Genomic DNA, 25,684 nt, shown 5'->3' with positions numbered 1-25,684 from the left:
GGCGATGCGAAACCTCAAACTCGTCACGGCCGTCGCCGCCTGCGCCACCGCCGTGCTCACCGGCTGCGCACCGGAAGCTGCGCAGCAGGCCGCCCCACAGGCCGGTCAGCAGCCGCAGCGCTCGTTCTGGTCCCAGCTCCACACGGACGCGGGTGCGACGGGCCAGTACCTCTTCGACTCCCTGGACGACATCACCCCCGGCGCCCGGCCGTCCGGCGCGTTCCGCCCGGCCGCCGCGCTGGTCGAGGGCACGGTCGTCGGCGTGGAGCCGGGCATCGCGTACGCCTCGGACAACGACTCGCCGATGCCGCGGGTCGTGCCCTACGAGAGCGAGGAGGCCGCGATCCGCTGGGCCAGCGTCGTGGTCAAGGTGGACAAGGTCCTCGCCGGCAAGCTCGGCCGCGGGTACACCGGGGGACAGATCCGGCTCCGGGTCGAGCAGCCCACCGGCACGACGCTCGACGGCCTGCGCCAGTCGATCGGCACGGCGGGGCGCGGCCTGTTCTACGTGGACAGCGCCCTGGACCGGGTCAAGCGGCGGGCCGCGTCGCCGCGGGCGCAGGCGTACCAGGCGTCCGTGCAGCTCCCGATCGGCCAGGGGGTGTTCGTCGAGGAGAAGCCGGGGGCGGCGCTCGTCGCCCCCCTCGCGGACGAGGACCGCGCCGCCCAGCTCCTGGGGACCGACGGCCGGCAGGCGCAGCTCAGGTCCGCCGGGGACTCCCCGCTGGCGCAGCTGCGCGGCCGGGCCCAGAAGTCGGCCTGCGAGAAGGGTACGGCGACGGACCAGTCCGGCTGCTGACCGGACGCCACGGCTGAGTGGCTCCCGACGGGGCCCTCAGCCGTGCTCTCACCGCGGCGCCCGCTCACCTGGCCAGGTCGCGGACCAGCGACGGGTAGTCCTTCAGGGTGATGTTCTCGGCGAAGTCGTCCGTCATCTTCATCATGAGCTTGAGCAGGAAGCCCACCTTGAACATCCAGTTGCGCATCCTGATCCGCCCCTTCGACGGAGGCGCCAGCCACGGACCGGCGTTCCCCTTCTCCGAGACCTTGGCGTACTCGCGGAAGCCCTCCTCATACCGCCGGAACGCCACCCGATGGTCGCCGTTGGCCACCGCCAGCTCACCCGCCAGCACGTACGCCCCCACCAGCGCCAGCCCTGACCCGAACCCACCCAGCGTGTTGGCGTAGGCCGCGTCGCCCAGCAGCGCCACCCGCCCCTGGGAGTACCGATCGATCTTCACCCGGCTGATCGAGTCGAGGTAGAAGTCGCCGGTGCGGCGCACCGCGTCCAAGATCTCGGGCGTCCGCCACCCCATCCCGGCGTAGGCGTCGAGGACGACCCGCTTCATCGCCTCGGTGTCGTAGCGGTCGTAGTCGAGGCGCGGGGAGGCGAAGACGAAGAAGGCCGACGCCTTGGGACCGCCGGCGGTGACCATCCTGCCTGGCTCGTTGTACATCTGCGCGTTCGCGCCGAACCGCTCGGGCACCTCGGCCAGGGCGTAGTAGTGGCCGAGGAACTCGACGTAGTCCGACTCGGGGCCGAAGACCAGGCGCCGGACGTTCGAGTGGATGCCGTCGGCCCCGATCACCAGGTCGAACGTGCGCGGCGCGGAGCGCTCGAAGGTGGCGTGCACCCCGCCGGGGGTCTCGGTGAGGGAGGTGATCGAGTCGCCGAAGACGTACTCGCAGCCGGCTTCGGCACTCCTTTCGTAGACCAGACGGGCCAGGTCGCCGCGGTGGATCTCCATCTCGCCGCCGGTGAACTCGCCCGGTATCACCGCGCGCGCCCGCCCGCGCGCGTCGACGAGGGTCTGGTCGGTGCCGCCGGTCTGCAGGCGGCGTACGTCGTCCAGGATGCCCATGCGGCGCAGGACCGTCATGTGGACGTCGCCCTTGAAGTCGACGGCCTGACCGCCGGGGCGGAGGCCGGGGGACTTCTCGACGATCGTGACGCGGAAACCGTAGCGGGCGAGCCAGTAGCCGAGGGCGGGGCCGCCGACGCTGGCACCGGAGATGAGGACGTTGGTGTTCTGCATGTCCACGACTCTCGCGGGGCGCGCTGACACCCTGAGGACAACCGGCTGACAGTGCGACCTGTCGACCGCCGAGGACTGACAGCGCTTGGTCGCCGCTCAACCGCCGACGAGGACGGACAGCGCCTCGTCGCCGCTCAGCGCGGCGCCCTTGGCGAAGTGGGCGGCGAACCCGTCCGCGCCCAGCCGCTCGGTCGCCGCCGCGGCGACCATGGCGCCGTCCCGATCACCCGCGACGGTCGTACCGCGCAGCGCCACCCCCACGCCCAGCAGGTACGCCGCCCGCTCGGCCGCTCCGTCGAGCAGCGCCAGACCCGCCTGGCCCTCGGCGATCTCGGCCGCGTCCGTCGGCACCACCGTGCGCGCCAGCTCCAGCGCCTCCCCGTGCCTGCGCCTGGCCTCGGTGAGATCTCCCTCGGTCGCGGCCAGCCGGCCGAGCGCGGTACAGGCGAATGGCCTCATGCCCTCCGTCGCGTACGAACCGGGAACGGCGGCGTCCAGTACGGCGGTGTAGCGGGCCCGCGCCTCGTCGTACTGACCCGAGAATCGCGCCAGGTCGCCCCACGCCATGTTCAGCAACGGCAGCCCGCGCGCCATGCCCGTCCGGCGGGCCAGCTCGGCGGCGCGTTCGAGATCGGCGCGGGCCCCGTCCAGGTCGCCTTCCCGCATCAGCCCCGCCGCCCGGCGGCACAGCAGGTCCACCAGTTCGTCCGCCGCGCCGAGCTGCCCGTTCAGGTCCACCGCCTGGCCCCAGAGCCGCCTGGCGGCCGCCCAGTCGCCGCGCCGGCTCGCGATCATCGCCAGCCATTCGTGGCTCTGCGCCATCCCCCAGCGCTCGCCGAGGGCGCGGAAGCGGGTCAGCGTCTCCTCCAGCCGCCGCTCACCCTCGGCCACCTGGCCGCCGTGCAGGTGGATCAGCCCCTCTCCCAGCATGGACACGGCCCGGCTCCACGGGTCGGTGCCGAGCAGCCGCCCGCGGTGCCGGGTGGACACCGCGTCGGCCGGGCCCGCCGTCATGCCCCACAGCACGGCCAGGAACGGGTGGCGCAGCTCGCCGTCCAGCGTCGTCATGATGTCCGCGGCCCGCTCCCACCGCTCGGGGGACACCTCCGGCACGGCCTGCAGCACGCACATGACGTACTCCTCTTCCAGCCCCGCGACCGGCTCGCCACCCATCAGATGGAGCAGCCGTAGCGCGGACGAGGCGATCTGCTCGCGCCGCCCGCTCAGCCACGAGTACACCGACAGGGCCGCGACCAGCCGCGCCGCCGTCTCCGGATCCTCCTCGACGGTGTGCCGGAGCGCGGCCCGCAGGTTGTCGTACTCGGCGGAGAGCCGGGCCAGCCAGTCGAGCTGTTCGGCCCGCCGCAGCCACGGGTCGGCCCGCCGGGCCAGGCCGAGGAAGCAGGCGGCGTGCGCGTCGCGGGCCCGCCGCTGCTCTCCCGCCTCGGCCAGCCGCTCGGCGCAGAACAGGCGGATCGTGTCCAGCATCCTGTAGCGCCCGCCGTCGGCCTCGATGAGCGACTTGTCGACCAGGTCGGCCAGCACGTCGCCGTCACCGCAGACGGACTCGGCCGCCTCCAGCGAGGCTCCCCCCGCGAACACCGAGAACCGCCTCGCCACCTCCTGCTCCTCCGGGGTGAGCAGGCTCCAGCTCCACTCGACCACCGCGTGGAGGGTGCGGTGCCTGGCCGCCGCCGTACGGTCGCCGCGGGAGAGCAGCTTGAAGCGGCCGTGCTCGTTCAGGCGGTCGGCGATCTCCGCCGGGGTGAACGTACGCAGCCGCGCCGCCGCCAGCTCGATGGCCAGCGGCAGGCCGTCCAGCGTGGCGCAGATCCCGGCGCAGACCTCCATGACCTCGGACATGGCCTCCGGACGGGCCGTGAACCCGGGCCGGACGGCGGCGGCCCGCTCGGTGAACAGCCGTACGGCCGGGTAGGAGAGGGCGTCGGCGGGATCGGTGCCCGGCGGCGGCACGGCGAGCGGCGCGAGGGGGACCAGCATCTCGCCGGTGAGCCCGAGCGGCTCCCGGCTGGTCGCCATGATCGCGACACCGGGGCAGGCGTCCAGCAGCCGCCGGACCAGCTCGGCGGCGGCGGCCACCACGTGCTCGCAGTTGTCGAGCACGAGCAGCGACGGCTGGTCGGCGAGGGCGGCGACGAGCCGGTCCACCGGGTCGGGACGGTCCAGCGCCGGCACCTGCAACCCGGCCTCGCGCAGCCCGAGCGCGCCCAGCACGGCCGGGGCCACCTGAAGCCCGTCGTCGACCGAGGACAGATCGACGAACCCGACCTCCCGGCCCGGACCCGCCTGGTTGACGGCCTCGACGGCGAGTCGCGTCTTGCCCATGCCCCCGGGGCCGACGATGGTGATCAGCCGGGCCTCGCCGAGCGCGGCGATCCTGGCCAGCTCCTCCTCCCGGCCGACGAGCCGGTTGAGCGGTACGGGCACCCGCCGCCGGGGAGCCTGCTCCCGCCGCTCCTCGCCACGCAGGATCGCGAGGTGCAGGGCCGCCAGCTCAGGAGCCGGATCGGCCCCCAACTCGTCGGCCAGCAGCCGCCGTACCTCGTCGTAGACCGCCAGCGCGGCGGCCTGCTGCCCTGAGGCGTGCAGCGCCCGCATGAGCTGCCCGCGCGGCCGCTCACGCAGCGGATGGGCCGCCACCAGCTCGCGCAACTCGGCGACCGAGGTCCCTCCGGGCAGGGCCAGCTCGGCCTCCGCCAGATCCTCCCTGGCCGCGAGCCGCGCCTCCTCCAGCCGCGCCACCTGCGGCGCGGCGAACGGCGCGTCGGCCACATCGGCCAGCGCGGGCCCACGCCACAGGGCCAGCGCCTCCTTCAGCACCCGCGCGGCCGGCTCATGCTGCCCCGCCGCCAGCAGCCCCCGCCCGTCCCGGGCCAGCCGCTCGAACCGATGCGCGTCGATGTCCTCCGGCTCCACCGCCAGCCGATAACCGGCACCATGGAACTCCACCAGCCCGGCCGGCAGATTCCGGCGCAGCCGGGAGACGTGGGCCTGGATGGCGTTGGCCGCCCCGGCGGGCGGGTCGTCGCCGTACTGACCGTCGATGAGCCGCTCCACGCTGACCAGCCGCCCGGCGTCGAGCAGCAGCAACGCGAGCAGCGCCCGAGGGCGCGGCCCACCCACGGCGACCGCCTCACCGGCGGCCGTCCGCACCTCAAGCGACCCAAGGATCCCGAACTGCACGGCACCGATTCTGTCCCATTGGCCGGGCATGCTCTCACACAGATCCGCGTCGCGGCCCTCACACCGGGCGTGTTCGCGCGGCATTGCCTCTTTCCAGCCTGCTGGGCACCCGGAGCCCGGCGGCTGGGTGAGCTGGTCAGGGTATGAGCACGTAGCGACCGCGCACTCCGCCCTTGGCCATGGCCCGGTGGGCCTCGGCGACCTGGTCCAGCGGCATGACCGTGTGCACTCGGGCCGGCAGTTCACCGGACGCGGTGCGGGCGAGCAGGTCGCCCAGTCGAGCGCCGTCGGGATGCGCGACCACGACCCGTACGGTGATCCCGCGCTCCGCGGCCGGCTTGGCGCTCGGCTGGACGCCGACGAAGATCCCGCCATCGCGGACCAGGGCCAGGCCCCGCTCCTGCAGCGCCGCACCGTCGGCGACCGCGTCCCAGCCCGGCTCCGCCTGCGTGGTGAACCCGGCACCCAGGCCACGGATGAACTCCTCGTCCTCGGCTCTGGCCAGACCGGTCACCTGCCAGCCGCGGTCCCGCGCGAGCGAGACGACGTACCCGCCGACCGCGCCGGCCGCCCCGGTCACCAGCAACTGGTCGCCGTCGCTGGGTGCGTCGCCAAGGAGATCGACGATCTGGGCGGCCGCCAGCCCGTTGAGCGGTACCGTCGAGGCCGCGATCAAGTCCAGCCCGTCGGGAACTACGGCGACGTCGGAGGCCCGCACGACGAGCTGTTCGGCGTAGGTGCCGAAATCGCGGTCGAAGCCGTCCACCAGGCCGGCGACCGGCGTACCGGCCTCCAGGTTCACGCCGGGGCCGGTCGCGACGACAGTCCCGGAGAAGTCCCAGCCCAGGCCGGTGCGCTCGGGCTGGTTGACCAGCCCCATGGAATGGAAGAGGCCACGGGCGACCGCGAGGTCCACGGGATTGACCGACGCGGCCGCGACCATGACCCGGACCTCACCGGGCCCAGGCTCGACGACGGGAACGTCGATGATCTCAATCGAGTCGGGCCCGGCCGGGGTGCGGACGGCGGCCGTACGGAAAGTAGAGATGCTCATGGTTTCGCTCCCCATGGCGGGTGTTGGATGATTTACCTGCTTCACTATCGGCAGGTAGCTCTCCAACGGGAAGTACGCACTTCGAAGTGCGTACGTCACCTCCCGGTAGGAAGGAGCGGTCGTGATGAGAGTCGGGCAGCCTTGGGACAGGCCGAGGAAACCCGGCCCGCAGACGCTCGGCGTGTGCCGGGCCAGGACGGGCGAGGCCGTGGAGGCGACCACCAGCGGGTGTGAGGTTTCTTCTTGCAGGCGCGGGCGTTGCCGTCGCGGTCACGATGGCGACCGCGACCCGCGTCATGGGGTGATGGGTGGAGCGTGCCGCCAGGTCAGGAGCGGGTCCCGGGCGGCCTGACGGCTAATGGGTGCGGCGTCGGTGAGCTGGAAGCCGCAGCTGCCGGCCACGGCGGCACTGGCGAGGTTGTCTTCGGCGATGCGCAGCAGCAACCGGGTGAGCGCCAGTACGTCATAGGCATAGCTGATCATCAGCCGTACCGCGCGCGAGGCCAGGCGCTGGTGGCGGTGGTCGGCACCGATCGCGTACGCCAGCTCCGCCTCGCCGGGGCTGCCGGTGCGAAACAACAGGATCTCGCCTCGCGGAGCGGCGCCGTCGGTGGTGATGGCCAGTTGCATGCGCTGGTCGTCCGCGCGGCGTTGACGTGCCTGGCCCAGGTAGGCGCGGGCGGCTGTCTCGTCGAAGGGTGAGTGCAACGGTGTCCATCGGTCGACCTGGGGATCATCGAACAGGTGCGCCATCGCGGGAATGTCGCCGTCGCGCCACTCGCGCAGGGTGATGCCGAGCCCGGACAGGCGGACCTCGGCGGGGAAGGGGATGTGTCCCACGGCGGTGCTGGTCATCTCTGCCACATGAGCTCCTTCGTTGTCGGAGGATACCCGGCGCTCTCGGGCGTGTCCTGATCCCCGCCGAATCAGCGGACGCCCGGGACGCCGGTCATCTGTGGCTTTCCGGACGGTGCGAGGACCAGCGAGACCCCCGCCGCTACGGCGGCGACGACAGTGAACATGGTGAAGACGTTGGTGAACCCCTCGATCGAGGGTGTGCTGGTCAGGCCCGGGGCGGCAACGGTGGAGCCCACCGCGACAAAGATGGCGGAACCGGTTGGATTGAAGGTGTAGACCATGCCCGATACCAACCCGGCCTCGTGCTGAGTGACTCGGCCGAGGGCGGCGGTGGTCGCGGCGACGAACACCGGGGCGCCGCCCAGCGCGAACAGTACGGCGCCGGGAAGGGCTTGGGTGTAGACGTTGCCGTTCGCCGACAGGCCGATGAGAAGTCCGTTCCCGATGGCGACCAGGGCCAGGCCGGCGACGGCCACGAGGCGGGTGCCGATGGTGCCGACCAGGCGGCCGCCCACGATGGCACCGACCACGGTGGCCAGGGCTGTGGGCAGGAAGAACAGGCCGGTCTCCAACGCGCTGTAGCCGCGAAGGTGCTGCAGATACTGCGAAGTGATGAACAGGTCGGCGACGGTCACGCCGGCCGCGATGAGCATGAGAAAAGCGCCGGTCGCGACCGGACGACGTATCAGCATGTCCGGGCGCATCAAGGGACTCGGCACTGTGCGTTCGACGACCGTGAACGCCACGTACAAGACGACGGCGGCGGCGATGGGCACCAGCGTGCCAGGATCCGCCCAGCCGTGGTCACCGGCGTTGATCATGCCGTAGATGAACGAACCGGTGGCGGCGGTGACGGTCACCGCGCCCAGCACGTCGATGCGCCGGTTGGCGCCCTCTGTCCGGCCCGCCGGCACCAGGGCCCGGATGGCGGCCAGAGCGACGACACCGATCGGGATGTTGATGAAAAAGACCCAGCGCCAGCCAGGGCCGCTGGTAAGGAGTCCACCGACGAACACCCCGACGGCGAAGCCGATGCCCCCGAGAGAGGACCACACGCCCAGCGCCTTGTTGCGTTCGGTGCCGTGGAAGATCCCGGTGAGGGCCCGCAGCGCGGCCGGGGACAGCATCGCGGCCCCGATGCCCTGACAGAGGCGGCCACCGATCAGCAGATTCTCGTCTTGCGCCAAACCACTGGCCAGCGAGGCGAGGATGAAGACCACCAGACCGGTCAGCATCATGGAACGCGCGCCGAAGACGTCGGCGAGCCGGCCGCCGAGCAGCACCAGCCCGCCGAGGAACAGCACGTAGACGCTGACCACCCAGGTGAAGGCCCCACGGCTCAGGCCCAGATCGGCGCCGAGGTCGGGCAGGGCGACGTTGATCACGGTGAGGTCCAGCATCAGCATGAGCTGTGCCGTGCATATCACCGCGAGCGCCTTCCAACGGCGGGGGTCCGCGGGCTCCTGCGGCTTGTCCGTGTCATGCGTCGGATCTTGTAACCCGTGCATCACCGGGCTCCTTCCGTCGCTCGGTTCATGATCGTTGTCATAGCGGTCGGTCATCCCCGCGCGGCGACGAGGAACATCGGCACCGCGACGAAGATCCGGTTCGTGCGGGCGCGCTCGGCCTGCTCGGCAAGCCAGCTCTCCTCGTCGGTGATCCGGTGCAGCAGGGCGAGCGCGGTGCCGTCGGTGAACACGCTGGTGCGCACCTCGACGACCGGGTCGGTGAACCCGGCATCGAGCAGCAGGTTGCGATATCGGCGGGCGACGCGCGGGGACGGGACCGAGTCCGCCATCGCCTGGACCAGTCGGCGGGTGCTCTCCGGCTGGTCCGAGTCGATGACGAAGGTGTCCCAGTCCTGACCGAGCAGCACGGCCCGGCCGCCCGGCGCGAGCACCCGGCGGGCCTCGGCCACGGCTCGCGCCGGGTCATGGAGCGTGTGCAACACCTTGTCCGCGCGGTAGCCGGCAACCGACCCGGACTCCAGCGGCAGTTCGCAGGCATCGCCGACGTGGAACTCGCCGGCCGGCCAGCGCTTCCGGGCCATGGCGATCATCTCGGGGTCGAGGTCGACCCCGACCGCGCGGGCCCCGCGCTCGGCCAGCTCGGCGACCCCGCGGCCACCGCCGCAGCCGACGTCGACCACGGTTCGGCCGGTGAGGTCGCCGAGCAACTCGTAGGAACGTGTGCGCAGCTCGATGGACATGGGCTGCGCGTCGACGGCGTCGAGAACAGCAAGCAGATTGGACATGCCTGCCATGGTCCGACTTAATTTCGACATGAAGTCAAATCCGATGACAATCGGCCAGGTGGCCGACCATTTCGGCCTGCAGACTCACGTACTGCGGCACTGGGAGTCGGTGGGCTTGCTCTCGCCCGCCCGCGTCGCCGGCGACCGCCGCCGCTACACCCGCGACGACCTGTTCCGGGTGGCGTCGATCGTGATCGCGAAGCAGGCCGGCCTGCCACTGCCGGACATCCGGAGGTTTCTCGCCGCGGGCGACCCGGCCGCCCGTAAGGACGTGCTGCGCAGCAACCACCGCGCGCTGCAGCTCAGGATGGCGGCGCTGCGCTCAGCACTAGATCTCCTCGAAGCCGGAATGAACTGCTCACACGAGGACATCACGACCTGCCCGAACTACCGGGCCCGCCTCGCGGGGGTGGCGCCGACAGGGGCCGATGATCCCCTGCCGAGCACACCCCAACATGACGAAAGCATGGCAGGAATAGCGACGCCAGCTGTGGCAACCGTCAGGCGATCGGGCGCTTGATCAGCTCACTTTGCGGGCAGGCCGATGTGCCGGTGTCGGTGTCAGGCCAGGTTTCGTGCGCAGGCGGTGAGCAGGGAGGCCAGCTGTTCCACCTCGCCTGGCGGAAGGTCGGTGATCATGCGTTCCTCCACGTCGAGCACGACGCTGTGGGCCTGGTCGAGGAGGGATCGACCCGCATCGGTGAGGGTGACCGGCAGGGCTCGACCTGAGGTCGGCTGCGTGGCGACGGAGACCAGCTCGGCCCGGGTGAGCCCGGCGAGCACGTCCCTCAGGGACTGCCGAGTGACAAAGGTGCGCCGGGCCAGTTCGGCGGCCGGGGCGCCGGGCGCGTCGGCCAGTGCCCGCAGCACCGCGTACTGGGACATGGACACGCCCAACTCGCGCAGACGCTCCTCGCACGCGGCGCGGAAGGCCTGGCTCACTTGCTTGACCAGATAGCCGACGTGCTGACGGACATCCATTTGACTCATGACAGGAACCTTACACATAATCCTCCTTGTAAGGAACCTGACATGAGGAGTAGTCATGCCCGCGACCACCACCACCACCATCACCGTCGACGCCCCGGTGGCGACCCTGATCAATGTCTTCACCGTCCAGGCCGACCGTCAGCGTGAGCTCGTCGACCTGCTGGTCACCGCCACCGAGGAGGTCATGCAGCACCTGCCCGGATTCGTCGCCGCCAACATCCACGCCAGCGACGACGGCACCAGGGTGGTCAACTACGCCCAGTGGGAGACCGCGGACGCCTTCCAGGCCATGCTCGAAACCCCGGCCGCTCAGGTGCACATGCGCCAGGCCGCCGCGCTGGCAGACGGATTCGACCCGCACCTGTACGCCGTCGCATCGGTGCACCACCGCTGAGCACGGGGCGGCGATTCGGGCGGTTGCCGTCGGCCGAGGCTGCAGCGCGCCGATCGCGCCCATGACGAAGCGCTCGCCCTGCGGCGCGGGCTCGTTGCGCCGCTATGCGGAAACCAGCGGGAATGTCATCAGTCGACCGTTCTCGTTCAGCGCGGCACGCGTTCGTACAAGGACAGTTGTCTGGTGCGGAACGACCAGTAGCCGATTCGCCGGAATCGGGGATCGTCGCGCATCTGTACGCCATTGCCGTAGCTTGTCGCGCCCTCCACCGCCCAGATGCGGGACAGCCGCCCCGCGGCCCGGTGCAGTTGTCCAGGTGACAACTCGCCGAAGAATCCGTCGGCGTTCAGACTCCGGGTGTCGAGCCGGGCGATGGAGTCTGGGTAGGGCAGCGTGGACATCCAGTTCCCCGCAGGGACGTAGAGCACGGCGTCACCGGGCCGGGCGTTGTCTCGCAGTGTGTAGGCCAGGGCCCGGAGATTGTCCGGCCTGCTGAACGGCTGCCGGATGGCTACCTGGGCCGGTCCGGTGAACACGATGAGCACGGCCAGCGCCGCCGCGGGGATCAACAGGCGGGCGTGGGGCATTCGGGAAGCCGCCCAGGCGACGACGTACGCGATGCCGGCGCCGGCCGCCAGGGCCAGGGCCGCGACACTGTGCAGCACGTAACGCGGGTAGAAGATGGGCGGACCGATCAGGGAGATGGCGACCATGAGGCCGCCGGGAACCAGCAGCCACGGCAGGGCCACCGTCCGGACGGTCAGCCGGGCCGACTCACGCGGCGTCAGCGCGACCTCGAGGGTGGCGACGTCGAGTGTCGCCATCCTCGGTAGGCGAGAACCCGGCACGATATCCAGCGTCGGCGGACCGGCCGTGCCGCGGCGGATCGCCCACTGTGTCGCCAGGCCGTCGCGGTGCCGACGCCGGGACAGTCCCACGACGGCGAGCGCGAGGACTGCGACGATCGCTACGGGATTTCCCCCGAAGACGAGCCATCCCAGGTGCCGGACGGTGCCGAGATCCGGCCGGGGAATCCAGGACACCAGCCCGAACTGGGTACGGGCCGCCAAGGCCAGCGGCGCCACCAGCACGCCCGCGACTCCAGCCGAGACGATCCAGTCCCGCCACCCGGCAGCCCGCGGCCTCCTCCACAGCAGGATGACCGCGTGGGCGGGCAGGATGAACAGCGCGTATAAGTGCAGCCACCCGGCGGCCGCCAGCACGATCGTGTAGGCCGCCCACGGCCGCCACCGGTACCGTCGATCCCGGTCTGCGTCGATCGTCATCACAAGGAGATAGGTGGCACCGACCATCAGTGCGGTGACCAGCGCGTACTGCCGGGCCTCCTGGGCGTACCGGCTGACGACGGGCAGCAGCGCGTAGATCAGCCCGGCGAACAGGCCGGCCTCCGGGGAGAGCAGGCGGCGGCCGAGCATGGCCAGGACGGCCGTCGCCGCGGCGGTGGCGAGCGCCGAGGGAAGACGCATCGCGAGCTCACTCGTGCCCGCCACTGCGGCGACGAAATGGAGCAGCACGTAGTAGAGACCGTGCGCCAGGTCCATGTGGGCCAAGATGGTGGGCAGGTCGGCCAGCGAACGGCTGGCGATCGCCACCGACACCCCTTCGTCGGCCCAGTAGGAGGGTCCGTCGATCCGCCACAGTCCCAGGGCCATGGCGATCACGGCCGGGCCGGCAACGACCAGCCTGGAAGAGCCGGGCATGCGCGTTCTCAATCTTGTCCCCAGAATCGGCGGAGCCCGAAGCCGTACTCAACGACCGGCCAAATCACGCCCTGACGCGGTCGGCTCCGATCCCAGGAAGCCGATCCCCCAGGTCAGATCCTGTTTGGCGGCTGGTGCCACGTTGGCCAGTGCGCCACGAGGCGCTGTTTGGCCGAATAGAGGTGAAAGACCGTCCGTCTCCCCGCTGCCTCAGCGGTGGGATGAAGCTGGAGGCAGCTGTACTGAGTCGGGGGCGGCGGGTGATCCGGGAAATCCACCGGAACTAATCACGGCAGGGCGCCCCGATCCCACCCGACACGCGGCCGTGGCGAACCCGGGATGTGGTTGTTCCGCATGGAGAAACTTGCCTTCCCTCGAGTACGCCGAAAAGCGTCGCAGCCAAGGCTTCCGGAAAACTTCTCCTTCGCTTCCGCTCGCTGGATCGTCCGTTCCGTCACGGTCGCGGGGGTGCTGTCAGCGGCTGTGCACCTCACGTCGATGCTGGTCGACGACAACGGCAAGACGGGCACCTTTGGCGTGCGACTCAGGACGCGGCCGGCTCACGTCATCAGACGGCGCAAGCCGGCGCGCCCGGCACAACAGCGGCAAACAGCCGCTTCAACCGCCGCTACAGGGCGAGCTGGAGTGTCACCTTCTGATGGGTCGGCAGGTAGCCGAGCGCGTCATTGATGGCGCGCATCGGGCGGTTGCTGTCGGCCGTATCGGTCAGCAGGCCATCGAGGTACGGGTAGCGCTCGCGGGCCTGCCGGATGGACTCGGCCTTCATCCAGCGGGCCAGGCCGTGCCCGCGATGTTCCGGCAGCACGCCGGTGCCGTAGTGCTGGGCATCGCCCTTGCCGTCCCCCGGAACGACCAGTTCGGTGAAGCCGACGATGGAGCCGTCCGACTCGGCGACGGCGGTCACGGTGTGCAGCAGGTCGCCTCGGTTCTCGATCGTCCGCACCGCCTCCCGTACGCGGTCGACGTCCCAATGCACGCTGCCGTAGTCGGTGTCGTCCATCGGCATGTCGTCCATGGCGCGGCGGGCCGCGGCGAACGTCTCGGCCAGTTCGTCGGGCACCATCCCGTCCCACGCGACCAGCCGATACCCGAGGTGCGGGCTGCTGACGATCTCCCGAAGGCCGGGGAGGTCGGTCTGCGCGAGCGGCAGTCGCGTGTAGGTCAGGGTCAGCACTTTGCGGAAGTCGTGTGCCGACAGGAAGACCTCTCCCGGCGAGCCGGGCTCTGCTTCCGCGATGACGGAGCGTCGGCCTTCGTCGCGGGCCGTGGCCAGCGCGGCCGTCAGGAGGAGAGAACCAACGCCGACGCGCTGTTCGGCCGGGTGGACGTGAAGATCGAGCGCGGCCAGATGCTCCTGGCCCGCCCCGGTGAACAGACGAAGAAATGCCGACCCGACGGGAACGCCGGTGGATCGGGTGGCCAGCCAGGCGACGCGCCGGCTGGATGAGGTGAGCTTGGGGTCAATCAGAGGGGTGATGCGAATCGACACGGTGTCTCCGGCTTGAAGGAAGGTGGGGGATAGCAGAGCTGCGGTCTTGCCGCTGAACGGTCCTGCGCATCTGCTGCACACCTCCTGCAAGTACGGCCTCGACATCCGACGCGATCGGCAAACTATAGCGGGCGCGATCATCGCGCAGTAGATCGGCCCACGTTGGGTGGGCCACACGATCAGAAGCCCGGCCGCCCGGCAGGATCTCCCTCGGACGACCCTACATCTTCGCCGGTCAGCCGGTCGCGGCGTAGCGCAGCAGGACGTTGTCGGAGCCGTCGAGGCTGCGGACCTCCGCGATGGTGAGCCCCTCGACCGGCTGAGTGAAGAGCGGCGTCCCTTCGCCGAGCGCCTTCGCCCCGACGATCAGGTGCAGCTCGTCGACGAGCCCGGCGCGGAGCAGGGCGTTCCAGGTGATCCGGCTGCCGAAGGTGACGATGTCGCCGCTGGTGCGCTGCTTGAGCTCCTTGACCCACCCCTCGGCGTCGGCGCGCTTGACCACGGTCGTCCGGTCCGCCCACTGCGCGATGTCCTCGTCCATGAGCGAGTCGGAGACGACACTGACCTCGATCCGCCCGTAGATCGCGCCGAACTGCTGGTTCACCGTGGACGCCTCTGGGTTGTCCGCTTGGGCGGGCCAGAACCCCATGAACATCCGGTACGAGTCGGCGCCGAGCAGCAGTGAGCCGGCGGCCTGGATCCGCTCCAGGTTGTAGGCGTCGAACGCGGCGTCCATCGGCAGCACGAGCGGGTTGCCGTCCGCCGCCGCGTAGAAGCCGTCAAGAGACATGATGTTGCAGACAACGAGCTTGGCCATGTCAGGCACTCCGTTTCCTCCATAGATCAGCTTGTGGACACCCATCATGTCCGGAGGGCGCGTCGGCCAACAGCTGCAAATGTCACCAGTCCCACACTGACTTTCGCTACATCAACTGAGGTCGAGCCTGTTGCGGGAACCCGCAACCGCCTGTTCCTCCTGGGGCTGGAACGCCCAGGATCGCCTCATGCTCAGTGCCGCGACCAACAGGAGAGGCGCGTTGCGGGCAGGCGCCCTGGCAGGGCTGGCCGCCGCGGGCGCTGTCGTGACCACTGACGAGGCTGCGGCCGCCGTCGTGACCACTGACGCGGCTGCGCGGGCCGCCACCGGCTACGTGACCCGCGCCCCGTTGCTCGCCGGAGCCGATCCCTATGTCACCTTGTACGACGGCGAGACACCCACCGGGCACGCGTTGATGTGGAAGGTCGACTGGTCCACGCACGGCACCGGCGCGGTGCACCCAGGGCCGAGGTGATCCGCGAGCTGATCGCCTAAGATTTGGAGGTCACCGCCGAGCTGCTGGCGCAGATGTCGCCTTATTTCACCGAGTACATCAACCGGTTCGGGCTCTATCCAACCGACGACCTGGCGATCCGGCGCAAGTTTCGCAGGCCGAGCAGCGCGAGGGCTGGCTTGATCAGGAGCCACTCTCCGAAACGGTAATCTCGCGCTTTTACCAGGCGGGTCGCGAGATCGGGACGCTGTCGCCAGAGGTATGCACGCGCCTTCTCGGCGTGCAGGGAATGGGAAACAAGCTTGATGCGGTCCGCGTCTTCGATCAGCGGTATGACGTTCCTGACATTCTCCCAGGTAGAGCGGCTCTCGGTTTCGACAAGCAGCTCGCCACTGTATCCACATACCCCGCGTGCGTAGTCGGCCATCAGTTCCGCTTCCGGTCGTCCGCCACCCGCCGGGCCTCCACTCAGGACGAGACGGCCCTCCGCCCTGTCGAGTGATCGCAACCCGGCACGAACGCGCCACCGGTTCACCGCGTTGATCCGGTTTCCTCGGTTGCGGAATCCGAGCACGACAATAGCTTCGCTCGTCCCATGCCTAGGTACGGCGGAACCGAGACGACGTTTGGACGCACGCCAGTGCTCTACTTCACCCCATCCAAGCAACGCCAGAACCAGCGAGCAGGTGCCCGTCACGATCGTATTCACGAGGGTCACGCTAACCCGAGCCCAATCGGGTCCAAGGGCAGATCTGACAGATGATGCTCCGGGCCGTCACCGGCCGGGCTGGAGGTCATGGCCAGGCGGGCGGGAGCACGGCCGTCCGGATTCCGGGACCTGCAACTCAAGATCACTCGGTCACGTCCACGGACGTGGTGTATGAGTGGATCTTCGCGTGATCCTGTTTCTGCAGATTAAGCGGTAAGTACCTGTGGCAGCGGGTTCTGGGCTGGTGTGTCGCCTGCGATCACGCGCAGACGGGCCTTGGCCAGGGCGTCCAGGCCCATGTAGCGGCGGGCTTCGACCCATTCGTCGGTCTGTTCGGCCAGCACGGCGCCGATCAGGCGGATGATCGCTCCTCGGTCGGGGAAGATGCCGACCACGTCGGTGCGGCGGCGGATCTCCTTGTTCAGTCGCTCTTTTAACCGGCCCTGGCCCTCAGAGCAAGGCAGTTGCGGAAGTTGCAGTTCAGCCCTCGAGGCGGGAAATGTGGTCGGTGAGTGCGTCGGCGACGCGGGCGTGGCGGGCCGTCTCGCTGTCCCAACCGCGATTGTCGGCGTCGGCCTGGAGTGTTTGAACATCGGTGAGTTGGCTGCGCAGGGCGTCAGTGAACTCGGGGCCGGTCACGAAGTTGTCGCAGGTTTCGCAGATGTTGGCGTAGGGGCAGGCGCCTGCGGCTTCGTGTCGGGAGCAGTAGCCGTGAGCGACGCGGGTCTTGAGCATTTCGCTGTTCAGCCAGGTCACCTTGTCCGGAACGATCGGCTTGCCGGCCGGGGTCAGGGTGAACTGGCGGCGCATCTTGCCCATCGCCTCGTCGTAGGCGGTGCGCAGTGTCGGGGAGGCCAAGGTCACGTAGCGGATGGTCATCTGCGGGGTGACATGCCCGAGCAGAGCCATCAGTGCCTGCAGGCTCATCCCGGCGTTGGCGAGGCCGGTGGCCCAGGTGTGGCGGAGCTGATGTGGGGTGACGACGAGCACTCCGCCGTCGGGCGCGCGGAGTCCGGCCAGTTCGGCGGCGGCGAGCAGGCCATTGCGCAGCCGGGTCGCGCCGAGCCTGCGGCCGTGCTGGGTGAACAGGAAGTCGGTCGGTGTTCCGGTGCGTGGATGCGGCAGCGGTCGGTGAACGCCGCGCAGCGTGGCCCATTCATCCAGCGCGGCGAGGGTGTCGGCGTCCAGGGGGACCATGCGTTCGGTGGCGAGTTTGCCGAGCGGGACTTTCAGCCACGTTCCAGTGGGGCCGTAGTCGATGATGCTGCCGATCTCCAGGTCGAGTAGCTCGCCGACGCGCAGCCCAGCACCGCGAAGGACGGGCAGGGTCAGGCGGGCGAAATCGTCGCTCAGGCGGGCGACGGCATTCATCAGGGCGGCATCGATGTCGGGCAGCAGCGCCCGGGGCAGCGGCTGGTCGAGTTTGGGGATGTCGGCGGCGAAGACCAGGCGGCGCGTGGGTGCTTCGGCCCAGCCCCAGGCGGCGATGTCGTCGAGCATGTTGCGCAGGCTGAGTGCCGCTGCCTGAGCGACTGCTGCCGAGATGCTTCGGCCTGCCCCGGCCGCGGCGCGCCGGCCGCGCCATGACCGGGTGCGGTTGAAGATGAGGTAGCCCTCGATGTGGGGCCGCTCCAGCTGGTGCAGCGAGGTCACGTCGGGATGATGGTCGGTGAGGTATTCGGCGAACGGCAGCAGGTCGTTGACCAGGCTCTCCACCGATCGGGGTCGCAGGACCGCGGCGCGGGTGTCGACATAGCGCAGCAGCACCTGGCGGACCTGGTCGGCCATCGGCACCTGGGCGAAACGCTGCTCCAGGGTGCGCGCCCAGGGCCGTCGTCGGGGCGGTGTGTCGATCATGCGGGACTCGAACAAGATCTGGCGGACGCCGGCGATCCGGTTGCGGTAAGCGCGGCGTGAGCTTGCTGGGATGGTCATGGCCGAGGCGATCGCGGCGTCGAAGGCGTCCACCAACTCGCTGGTCACGTCGGCGACCGTCCCGCCGTGCCAGGCCAGCAGCACGGCCAGGCACTCGCCGAGCACCGTCTCCACCCAATCAGCCGTCCAACCGAGCCGCAGCCCGGCCTGCCTGACTGTGGCGAACCCGTCGGGATCGCGAGCCTGGATGGCATCGGCCAACCCTGTCACTTGCTTGATCCCGGCCAGATCCAGGTCCAGCCGCAGGCAGCCGGTCCCGATCGCGTAGCAGATCAGCGGCCAGGCACCGGTTCGTTTGAGCTCGAGGTGGCGCTCTGCGGCTGGACCGGCCATCCAGATATCCAGATCAGGGTGACGTGCCAGGAACGCGCGGGCGATTCGGATGCGATCGCGCACCGCCCGTTGACCCAGGCCGAGGACGGCGACGTGGGCCAGGTAGTCCTTCAGCAGACTGTGCTCGGCTGAGGCTTGGCGAGCGAGGGCGGTCATCGCGAACCACCTGTGATCTGGCGGAAGCGGGCGGCGGCGTACTCGGCTGCCAACTGCTCGACCGACAGGTGGACGTAAACGGCGGTGGTCTCCGGATTGGCGTGGCCCATCAGCTCGCGCAACGCCAGCAGGTCGATGCCGGCCGCGGCCAACTCGGTGCCGTAAGTGTGCCGCAGCCGATGCGGGCGCACCCGCAGCGCGCCCGAGAGTTGCCGATGACGGCGAAACAGGCTGCGCAGCCCGGCCTCACTCACCGGTGCGCCCGCTGTCGGGCCCCGCAGCACCACGAAACACTCGGCCGTCCCCAACCGCGGCGGGCGTTCCAGGCGCAGATAGGCAGCCAGTTCGGCGAAGAACGCCGCGTCGACCGGGACCACGCGTTCCTTGTTCCCCTTCCCGAACACACGCAGCCGCCGTGCGCCCATGTCGACATCGGCCAGCCTCAGCCCGCGGACCTCGGCCGAGCGCAGCCCGCCCAGCAGCATCGCCAACGCCATCGCCCGATCGCGGTGAGTGCCCAAGCTCGACAAGAACGCCTCAACGTCGCCGCTCGGCAGCGACTCCGGCAGGCGGCGGGGCTGCCGCACCAGACGGCCACCCCCGCGAACTCGCCCCGGCCCCAGATGTCCCAGCAGCCCGCGGGCCTGCGGCCGCAGCCCCTGCCCCCGCCGGGGCGCGGGAACCGGGTTTCCTGCCCGGACTCCGGTCATGACCTGATACTCGAAGAACGCCCGGACCGCCGCGACGCGACGGTTGATCGTGGACGGGGCCGCGCTGCGTCGCGCCAACCGCACCACCCTGCCGCCACTGTCACGACGGACGCCCTGCCAATCCACCCAGGCGAAGACGTCCGTCGCGGTCACCGCGTCAACGGCAAGCGTCTGCTCGATGAGGAAACGGGCGAAGTTCACCAGGTCGTAGGTATAGGCCCGGATCGTGGCCGGACTGAACGCCCGCGCGGCCAGGTGCGCCAAGAAGGCGTTCGCTGCCTCGATACCGTCCCAAGCGCCGGTCAGCCGGTGCCCTCCGTCGAGTAGTCGCGCATGAACCGTCATCACCTGGCCCCATCTGTCGGTCCTCACCCGGCAGGATCCACCCCCAGCGAGATCGCCGGGGCCGAATTCCAGTAACAGCCCAGATCAGGCCGCTGGAAGGCCGGTTAACAGATAGCGGGTTGTTGGACCAGATCTGCGTCCAGATCTCGCGCGGGAAGGCGGCGAAGGCGATCAGGTCCTCGCGGGCGGCGTCCAGGTGCTCGGCCGCGGCCGGATGCTTGGCCTCCAAGGTCTGCACCACCCAGGCGTGCTGGCTGCGCACCAAGGCGGCGTCGGGCTGGTCGAAGATGGTGCGCACCAGCGTGGCCACGAACGGCTGCGCGGACTTGACCACAACGGTGAGCAAGTTGCGCAGGTAGTGCGTGCGACACCGCTGCCAGGACGCGCCGGCCAAGGTGGCACCGATCGCGGCGACGAGACCGCGGTGGCAGTCGGAGACGACCAGCTGAACCCCCGACAGGCCACGAGCGACCAGGCTGCGCAGGAACGCCAGCCAGCCCGCGCCGTCCTCGGCGCTGGTGACCTCCAGGCCGAGGACCTCGCGCCTGCCGTCGGCGTTCACGCCGGTGGCCACCAAGCAGTGCACGTTGACGATGCGGCCGCCCTCACGCACCTTCTGCGTCAACGCGTCCAGCCAGATGAAGGTGTACGGGCCGGCGTCCAGCGCCCGGGTCCGGAACGCCTCGACCTGCTCATCCAGCACCTTGGCCATCTGCGAGACCTGGCTCTTGGAGATGTTCTTGATGCCCAGCTGCTCGACCAGCTTGTCGACGCGCCGGGTCGAGACCCCCAGCAGGTAGCTGGTCGCCACCACGCTGATGAGCGCCTGCTCGGCCCGGCGGCGGCGCTCCAGCAGCCAGTCGGGGAAGTACGAGCCGGACCTGAGCTTCGGAATCGCCAGCTCCACGGTGCCTGCGCGGGTGTCCCACTCGCGCGCCCGGTAACCGTTACGCGAGTTGCTCCGCTCGCTGCTGCGCTGCCCGTAGCCGGCCCCGCACAGGGTGTCGGCCTCGGCCGACATCAACGCTTCGGCCATGGTCTTGACCATGGATCGCAACATGTCCGGGTCATCGGTCTCGATCTGCCTCGCCAGCCACTCACCGGGCGTCACACTGTTGTCTGCGGCCATCGCCTTGTTCTCCTTCGATCTTGAACTGCGCACTCGAAGGATCACGCGATGGCCGTCTCCATTTCACGACGCCACGCCTGTCACCAGGCCAAACTCATACACCACTCCCGTGGACGCAACCGATCACTCTTTAGATAACGACTGTTCCGCTGGTTCCTCGGCCTCGCATTTCCTGCCTGGACCTTGCACCAGGGCGTCGTGTGCAGAAGGATTCCGGAGATCTCACGTGCTCTTCAGGACACCGGGCACCGTCCGACGAGCGAGCGCCGACCTGCCACGTCGCGCACATGTCAACGACGTGAGAGCCCAGCTCAAGGGCATTGTTGACCTTGCTGCGGCCGGTTAAGGCGATTTGGCGCCGGGAATCGAGCCGATGCAGTGACACGGTGGCGCACCCGGACAGGGCGAGGCGCTGTCCAGTGTCTTGGAATCACCCCAGACGTTCGCCGATGATCTTGCGATTCCGGGCAGGTCTATCAAATGGCTCAGGGTCGGGGAGCGGGGGCCGGCAGGTCCCCGCCCGGGGTTCGGGGCGGAGCCCCGATAAGTACAGCCCGAGCGACAGCGAGGACCATGGTGAGTCGGCCGTGGAACGGTGGGAGATAGTAGGCTGATTTCGGCGGGAGCGGCCCCGTCGCACAGTATCCGGGAGGTGCGCGATGACTGCCAAGATGGTGGCTCCTTCGTGGATGCATGAGCAGATCACAGCAGAGGAGTACGACTCCTGGTCCGAGGAGCAGTGTGCTGGGATCGAGATCGTGGACGGGATGGTCGTCGTGAGTCCGAGCGCCTCCAAACGGCACAATCGGCTGGCCCGGATTCTGGCGAATGCCCTGGATGGCGCCGCAGGTCCCGACTGGAACGCCGACACGGACTTCGATGTCCGTCTCCAGGACGTACCGCTCACGAACCGGCGCCCCGATGTCGTCGTTTATCGCGCGGACACGATCGATGTCACGCCCACTCGTCCCGAGCACATACTGCTGGTCGCGGAGGTGGTCTCGCCCGGTTCGGAGACCACCGACCGGATCGTCAAGGTCGACCAATACGCCAAGGCCGGCATCGGCTTCTACTGGCGGATCGAGCAGGCCGTAACGGGCGTTCCCCTCGTGTACACCTACGTCCTCGATCCTGCGACGAAGACCTACCGGGAGGGCGACCTGTTCACCGGTGTGGTCAAGGTTGCGGCCCCCTTCTCGGTGGAGATCGACCTCGGCCAGATCTGATCGCCGTAGCCGCCCAACGCCCCGGCAGCCGGATCCTCAACTCCGGTGTGACAATTCGTTTGGTCTGTGAAGTGACCCTGCTGGTTAACTCGCCTCAGGCCGCGACGGTGAGTTCGACCAGTTCGGGGTGGCTCTGGCCGGCGCCGACGAACTGCGCCCGGCCGATCTGCGCGACCACGCCCGGTGGTGCCCGGCCGAGCTGACTCGCCTGGACTTCCTACGTCGCTTCGCCAGATCGGTTCCAGATCACGCGGCGGCAGGATGGCCCCAACCTGGGCCTGGATCATCTCGTCCAGCACGTCCGCGCCGATACTTCGCGCTTCACGCTGATCCCCGCCGACGCGCCGCTGCCCCGACCACGCGGGTCTGCCCTCGATCCCGCTCGTCGAGCCGAGCCCGCTCTAGGCGTGGTCGCTGGCCTGGCGCGAGTCCCACCGCCACCCGCTGCTCGACACTTTCCTTCGCGGCTTCACCGAAGTGGGCCGCGCCCGCCGCTGGCTGGACTACACACTTCGCGCCCTTGCGAAACTTATGAGTCAGGAAATGGAAGTCTGATCCGGCGGGTATGGATCACTCATCGCTACGCTCGTACCCGGGAAAGCTACCTGTCTCCCCGCTGCCCTCCTCCTCGTGGGGCGCTCCTCGCTGGCGCCGTCTGGCGCAGCCGAGCGAAGGACAGGGTCTTCTACTTCCTCTTCGCCAAGACGCGGGCGCTTCGCCATGCCCTCTCCCATCTCAGGTGGGAGGTGGTACGTCGTAGATTCCGGCAGCATCCACGCCGGTGAGCGTGGTGGCCTGGCGAGGAAGCGTGTCGGCCCGCATCGCCAGGCCGCTGCCTGACTCATTCGCCCCGGTAGTCCTTGATGGCGTCGAGCAGCGCCTTGTGGGTGGCGACCCCGGTGTTCTTGGTGGGGAGCTGCCAGCGGATCGAGCCGTTGGGGGTGGACCACATGAGGGTGCCGCCCATGCGGGGCAGATCAGCCCGACTGAGGGAGTAGGCGATCAGACGCTGGCGGAAGCTCCCGCCGCCGCCCCGCCGCCCGGCGGACGGCCATCACCATGTCCTCGCCGCACGCGGTCGCCGTGTGCACAACGTCGGCGCGGGCCTTCCCGACGCGCAGCGCTTCGGCAATCGGCGGAGCCCTTCACTCCAAATCCATTCACGGGTCACGGCCGGAGCGGGGTACTTAGCATTCGGGCGAGCTCGAGTGTTGGGTGCTACAGCGTCTGGGGGAAATCGAATGAGCCGGTTAGCACAGCGAACCTTGTTGGCGTCCTTGATACTGAACCTTTTTCAGGCTCCTTGGCGGGCGCCCTGGTCACAGCATGATCGCGATGCCGGTGTTCGGCCGGTGACATGAAGAAGCTCCTGGTAGACGGGTTGATCACCACAACCCACACCGTCGCAACCAGGAGCTTCAGGTGCTGTTCTACCGTGCCGCCGTCGATTTGTCGCATCAGACCCTGAACTACGTCGCCGGGGTGATCCGGCGCCACCGTAAGTCCATGAGGTCGGTCTGGCGCCGGCTCAACCCCGGTCAGCAGGCACTGCTGGTGCTGGTCTACCTGCGTAAGAGCGAGACGTTCACCGAGCTCGGAGCGGGGTTCGGCGTGTCAACGGCGACCGCGTGGCGGTATGTGGAGGAGACGATCGCGCTGCTGTCGGCCCGCTCGCCCAAGCTCACGGGGGCGTTGCGCAAGGCGAAGCAGGACGGGCTGCACTACCTGGTCCTGGACGGCACGCTGATCCACACCGACCGGGTCAAGGCCGACCGGCCCTACTTCTCCGGCAAGCACCGCGTGCACGGCATGAACGTGCAGGTCATCGCCTCACCGGACGGAACCATCCTGTGGACCTCCGGCGCGCTGCCCGGCAAGGCTCACGATCTGAGCGCCGCCCGGATCTGGGGCATCCTGCGGACGCTGGAGCAGGCCGGGATCATCACCCTGGCCGACAAGGCGTATCAAGGAGCAGAGGGCCCGGTCCGCACCCCATACAAGGGCAAGAACAAGCCCGCCTCCCAGAAGCAGGCCAACCGCGCCCACGCCCACCTTCGCGGCCCCGGCGAACGAGCAAATGCCCAGCTGAAGAGCTGGAAAATCCTCCGCAAGCTACGCTGTAGCCCGTCCAAGGCCGGCCACCTCTGCAAGGCCATCGCCGTCCTTCAGAACCACCGCGTCGCCCAGGCGGCCTGAGGATGAAAAAGAGTCACTGATCTTCAGCGTCGCGCTCGCAGGGATGCTGGTCCTATCGCCGGTCGCGCTAGGTGGCCTAGCGCGCCTCATCCCTGTGTCTCAGTGGAGCCTGCTCAGCGACGTGGGGCAGGCATACGGGCCTGTAGCCACCATTCTTACCTGTTTGTCTCTAGCGGGCCTTGCCTTCTCTGTGTTCGTGCAGGCTCGCACCACCCACGTCGCGAACGAACAGACGACCAGGATGCTGCACATGGAACTCATCCGCTGGGCCATGGATGATCCAAGTCTGCTCCAAGCCGATGGGGAGCTATGGAGCGGTCCGCAAGACGACTTCGAGCTGCGACTGTACATCTACTACAACCAGTGGATGGTCATGTGGCGGAGCCTCTACAACCTGCGCCAGATCACTGAAGAAGAGCTTCGCTTCAACGTTAGAAGCGCCTTCAAGGGAGAGATCGCCAGAGAGCACTGGCGAGCACACCGAGACGAATATGTATGGGGTAGCCAAGCCCGCCGCCATCACGCCTTCACGAAGATTGTGGACGACGAGTGGCTCAAAGCGCAGCGCTCTCCATCGAAGCGTCCAGTTCCTCGTCCCGTTGAGCGATCGAACCCGGGCCGCGCACTGACCATATTCGGTATGGGCGTCGCTCTCTCCCTAGGAGCTGTTCTTGTCCGTCGACGTTGGCAAATGAACCGGGCTGGCCGCTGACCCAACGGGCCCCCTCGCCCACCAGCATGGCAGCGCCCGTCATCGCCGAGCAGCACGGCAACCCCGGCCAGCACCGGGCCCATCTATTCCACAGCGGGTCAACGATGCTTACGATCTTACGGTGCCATTGACACCGTCAGCCCATGCCATCAGCCAGTACGCGACCACGACCGATAATCTCTCCGCGCGTATCGCGCTGCACGCCTACGGTACGAACCCACAGGGGTGGTTCTCCTGGCTTGACGAGCAACTTCCGCTTTTTGGTGAGGTCCTGGAAGTTGGCGCAGGCACTGGCAAGCTGTGGAACCACGTCGACCACGTCGCGCGGGGACTCGCCCTGACATTGACTGATTTTTCGCCCGCGATGTGCGAGCAACTGCGCACAATTCCCGGCGCTGTTGTCCAGCAGTGTGATGCTGCTGACCTGCCATTCGGCGACGCCGGCTTCGACACCGTGATCGCCAACCACATGCTCTACCACCTGGACGACCCCGACGCCGCGCTGCGCGAGTTCGCCAGGGTGCTGCGCCCCAGCGGGCGGCTGGCGATCGCCGTCAACGGTATCGACCACCTCGCCGAGCTCGACGCCATCGGGCCGGCGATCGGCCGCCCCGACCTGGCGCTGGTCGCTGGTCAGAACGACTTCACCGCGGAAACCGGGCCCGCGCGTGTGGCCCGCTACTTCTCCGATGTCGTGGTCGAACCCTATCCGTGCGATCTTGACATCCTCAGCGCTGAGCCAGTGCTCGCTTACCTGGACAGCGTGGTCGGCGAGCCGCTCACCCCAGCGCAGCGGTCGGCCGCTCGGGATTTCGTTCAAGTCAAGATCGACACTGACGGCAGCTACCGAGTCGGGAAGCGCACCGTGCTGATCACTGCAGCTCGCCGAACGCACTGCTGTTGAATGGCCTCATCGGCACGTCGATCTTCCTGGCACGCTG

22 protein-coding genes and 2 pseudogenes are annotated in these 25,684 nt (G+C 69.0%); 8 read left to right on the top strand and 16 right to left on the bottom strand.

Translation table 11 applies throughout. The annotated features are described in order from the left end of the window. Positions 1-4: 4 nt before the first annotated feature. Positions 5-799, top strand: coding sequence for a hypothetical protein (locus tag ACQP2T_RS44905; protein ID WP_433510953.1), 795 nt, complete (start codon positions 5-7; stop codon positions 797-799). A gap of 64 nt (positions 800-863) precedes the next feature. On the opposite strand, the gene ACQP2T_RS44900 is transcribed toward ACQP2T_RS44905, so the two are convergent. The 6 genes from ACQP2T_RS44900 to ACQP2T_RS44875 all read right to left on the bottom strand — a co-directional run bounded on the left by ACQP2T_RS44900 (position 864) and on the right by ACQP2T_RS44875 (position 9,406). After that, a complete protein-coding gene (locus ACQP2T_RS44900; RefSeq protein ID WP_433510952.1) occupies positions 864-2,036 on the bottom strand; it encodes an FAD-dependent monooxygenase in 1,173 nt (390 codons plus the stop codon). A gap of 96 nt (positions 2,037-2,132) precedes the next feature. Further along, positions 2,133-5,240: a BTAD domain-containing putative transcriptional regulator gene (locus tag ACQP2T_RS44895; RefSeq protein ID WP_433510951.1), complete on the bottom strand. Its 3,108-nt coding sequence runs from the start codon at positions 5,238-5,240 to the stop codon at positions 2,133-2,135. A gap of 136 nt (positions 5,241-5,376) precedes the next feature. Continuing rightward, positions 5,377-6,294, bottom strand: coding sequence for an NADP-dependent oxidoreductase (locus tag ACQP2T_RS44890; protein WP_433510950.1), 918 nt, complete (start codon positions 6,292-6,294; stop codon positions 5,377-5,379). Between the two features lie 294 nt (positions 6,295-6,588). After that, positions 6,589-7,149: a GNAT family N-acetyltransferase gene (locus tag ACQP2T_RS44885; RefSeq protein WP_433519915.1), complete on the bottom strand. Its 561-nt coding sequence runs from the start codon at positions 7,147-7,149 to the stop codon at positions 6,589-6,591. 71 nt (positions 7,150-7,220) lie between these two features. Beyond that, the gene (locus tag ACQP2T_RS44880) at positions 7,221-8,660 is read right to left on the bottom strand and encodes an MFS transporter (protein WP_433510949.1); all 1,440 of its coding nucleotides are present in this window, start codon (positions 8,658-8,660) and stop codon (positions 7,221-7,223) included. Positions 8,661-8,710: 50 nt separating this feature from the next. Then, positions 8,711-9,406 carry a methyltransferase domain-containing protein gene (locus ACQP2T_RS44875; RefSeq protein WP_433510948.1) on the bottom strand — a complete coding sequence of 232 codons (696 nt, stop codon included), beginning with the start codon at positions 9,404-9,406 and terminating at the stop codon, positions 8,711-8,713. On the opposite strand from ACQP2T_RS44875, the gene ACQP2T_RS44870 reads away from it, so the two are divergent. Further along, positions 9,405-9,926, top strand: coding sequence for a MerR family transcriptional regulator (locus ACQP2T_RS44870; RefSeq protein WP_433510947.1), 522 nt, complete (start codon positions 9,405-9,407; stop codon positions 9,924-9,926). The genes ACQP2T_RS44875 and ACQP2T_RS44870 overlap by 2 nt on opposite strands. 41 nt (positions 9,927-9,967) lie before the next feature. Here ACQP2T_RS44870 and ACQP2T_RS44865 read toward each other — a convergent pair whose 3' ends face one another. Continuing rightward, on the bottom strand, positions 9,968-10,396 hold the full coding sequence (locus ACQP2T_RS44865) for a MarR family winged helix-turn-helix transcriptional regulator (protein ID WP_433510946.1): 429 nt from the start codon (positions 10,394-10,396) through the stop codon (positions 9,968-9,970). Between the two features lie 55 nt (positions 10,397-10,451). On the opposite strand from ACQP2T_RS44865, the gene ACQP2T_RS44860 reads away from it, so the two are divergent. Continuing rightward, positions 10,452-10,790, top strand: a complete 339-nt coding sequence (locus ACQP2T_RS44860) for a putative quinol monooxygenase (protein ID WP_433510945.1) — start codon at positions 10,452-10,454, stop codon at positions 10,788-10,790. Positions 10,791-10,936: 146 nt separating this feature from the next. Here ACQP2T_RS44860 and ACQP2T_RS44855 read toward each other — a convergent pair whose 3' ends face one another. The 3 genes from ACQP2T_RS44855 to ACQP2T_RS44845 all read right to left on the bottom strand — a co-directional run bounded on the left by ACQP2T_RS44855 (position 10,937) and on the right by ACQP2T_RS44845 (position 14,838). Continuing rightward, positions 10,937-12,511, bottom strand: coding sequence for a glycosyltransferase family 39 protein (locus ACQP2T_RS44855; protein ID WP_433510944.1), 1,575 nt, complete (start codon positions 12,509-12,511; stop codon positions 10,937-10,939). A gap of 628 nt (positions 12,512-13,139) precedes the next feature. Further along, positions 13,140-14,021 carry an N-acetyltransferase family protein gene (locus ACQP2T_RS44850; protein WP_433510943.1) on the bottom strand — a complete coding sequence of 294 codons (882 nt, stop codon included), beginning with the start codon at positions 14,019-14,021 and terminating at the stop codon, positions 13,140-13,142. A 235-nt stretch (positions 14,022-14,256) separates the two neighbouring features. Continuing rightward, the gene (locus tag ACQP2T_RS44845) at positions 14,257-14,838 is read right to left on the bottom strand and encodes a dihydrofolate reductase family protein (protein WP_433510942.1); all 582 of its coding nucleotides are present in this window, start codon (positions 14,836-14,838) and stop codon (positions 14,257-14,259) included. A gap of 187 nt (positions 14,839-15,025) precedes the next feature. Here ACQP2T_RS44845 and ACQP2T_RS44840 point away from each other — a divergent pair, with 187 nt between their 5' ends. Next, positions 15,026-15,313 carry a hypothetical protein gene (locus ACQP2T_RS44840; protein ID WP_433510941.1) on the top strand — a complete coding sequence of 96 codons (288 nt, stop codon included), beginning with the start codon at positions 15,026-15,028 and terminating at the stop codon, positions 15,311-15,313. A gap of 94 nt (positions 15,314-15,407) precedes the next feature. On the opposite strand, the gene ACQP2T_RS44835 is transcribed toward ACQP2T_RS44840, so the two are convergent. The 5 genes and pseudogenes from ACQP2T_RS44835 to ACQP2T_RS44815 all read right to left on the bottom strand — a co-directional run. Further along, positions 15,408-16,001, bottom strand: coding sequence for a YdcF family protein (locus ACQP2T_RS44835; RefSeq protein ID WP_433510940.1), 594 nt, complete (start codon positions 15,999-16,001; stop codon positions 15,408-15,410). Positions 16,002-16,207: 206 nt separating this feature from the next. Beyond that, positions 16,208-16,432 (bottom strand): annotated as a pseudogene (locus tag ACQP2T_RS44830) (transposase); the annotation flags it as partial. A gap of 49 nt (positions 16,433-16,481) precedes the next feature. Further along, on the bottom strand, positions 16,482-18,425 hold the full coding sequence (locus tag ACQP2T_RS44825) for a tyrosine-type recombinase/integrase (protein WP_433510939.1): 1,944 nt from the start codon (positions 18,423-18,425) through the stop codon (positions 16,482-16,484). Then, the gene (locus tag ACQP2T_RS44820) at positions 18,422-19,480 is read right to left on the bottom strand and encodes a tyrosine-type recombinase/integrase (protein WP_433510938.1); all 1,059 of its coding nucleotides are present in this window, start codon (positions 19,478-19,480) and stop codon (positions 18,422-18,424) included. The genes ACQP2T_RS44825 and ACQP2T_RS44820 overlap by 4 nt, the downstream gene beginning before the upstream one ends. Positions 19,481-19,595: 115 nt before the next feature. After that, positions 19,596-20,609: pseudogene (locus ACQP2T_RS44815) on the bottom strand (IS256 family transposase); the annotation flags it as partial. Between the two features lie 659 nt (positions 20,610-21,268). On the opposite strand from ACQP2T_RS44815, the gene ACQP2T_RS44810 reads away from it, so the two are divergent. Next, positions 21,269-21,835 carry a Uma2 family endonuclease gene (locus ACQP2T_RS44810; protein WP_433510937.1) on the top strand — a complete coding sequence of 189 codons (567 nt, stop codon included), beginning with the start codon at positions 21,269-21,271 and terminating at the stop codon, positions 21,833-21,835. 841 nt (positions 21,836-22,676) lie between these two features. On the opposite strand, the gene ACQP2T_RS44805 is transcribed toward ACQP2T_RS44810, so the two are convergent. Further along, positions 22,677-22,802, bottom strand: coding sequence for a hypothetical protein (locus tag ACQP2T_RS44805; protein WP_433510936.1), 126 nt, complete (start codon positions 22,800-22,802; stop codon positions 22,677-22,679). 455 nt (positions 22,803-23,257) lie between these two features. Here ACQP2T_RS44805 and ACQP2T_RS44800 point away from each other — a divergent pair, with 455 nt between their 5' ends. From ACQP2T_RS44800 to ACQP2T_RS44790, 3 genes are all read left to right on the top strand, one after another. Further along, positions 23,258-24,031 carry a transposase family protein gene (locus ACQP2T_RS44800; protein WP_433510935.1) on the top strand — a complete coding sequence of 258 codons (774 nt, stop codon included), beginning with the start codon at positions 23,258-23,260 and terminating at the stop codon, positions 24,029-24,031. Positions 24,032-24,074: 43 nt separating this feature from the next. Then, positions 24,075-24,743, top strand: coding sequence for a DUF6082 family protein (locus tag ACQP2T_RS44795; protein ID WP_433510934.1), 669 nt, complete (start codon positions 24,075-24,077; stop codon positions 24,741-24,743). Between the two features lie 121 nt (positions 24,744-24,864). After that, complete coding sequence (locus tag ACQP2T_RS44790; protein ID WP_433510933.1) at positions 24,865-25,647, top strand: class I SAM-dependent methyltransferase; 783 nt, start codon at positions 24,865-24,867, stop codon at positions 25,645-25,647. The last annotated feature ends 37 nt before the right edge of the window (positions 25,648-25,684 follow it).

This window comes from Nonomuraea sp. CA-143628 (genome assembly GCF_050942315.1).
Lineage (GTDB): Bacteria > Actinomycetota > Actinomycetes > Streptosporangiales > Streptosporangiaceae > Nonomuraea.
Note: the sequence above shows the minus strand (reverse complement) of the source record. Positions and strands in the feature narration are given on the sequence as shown.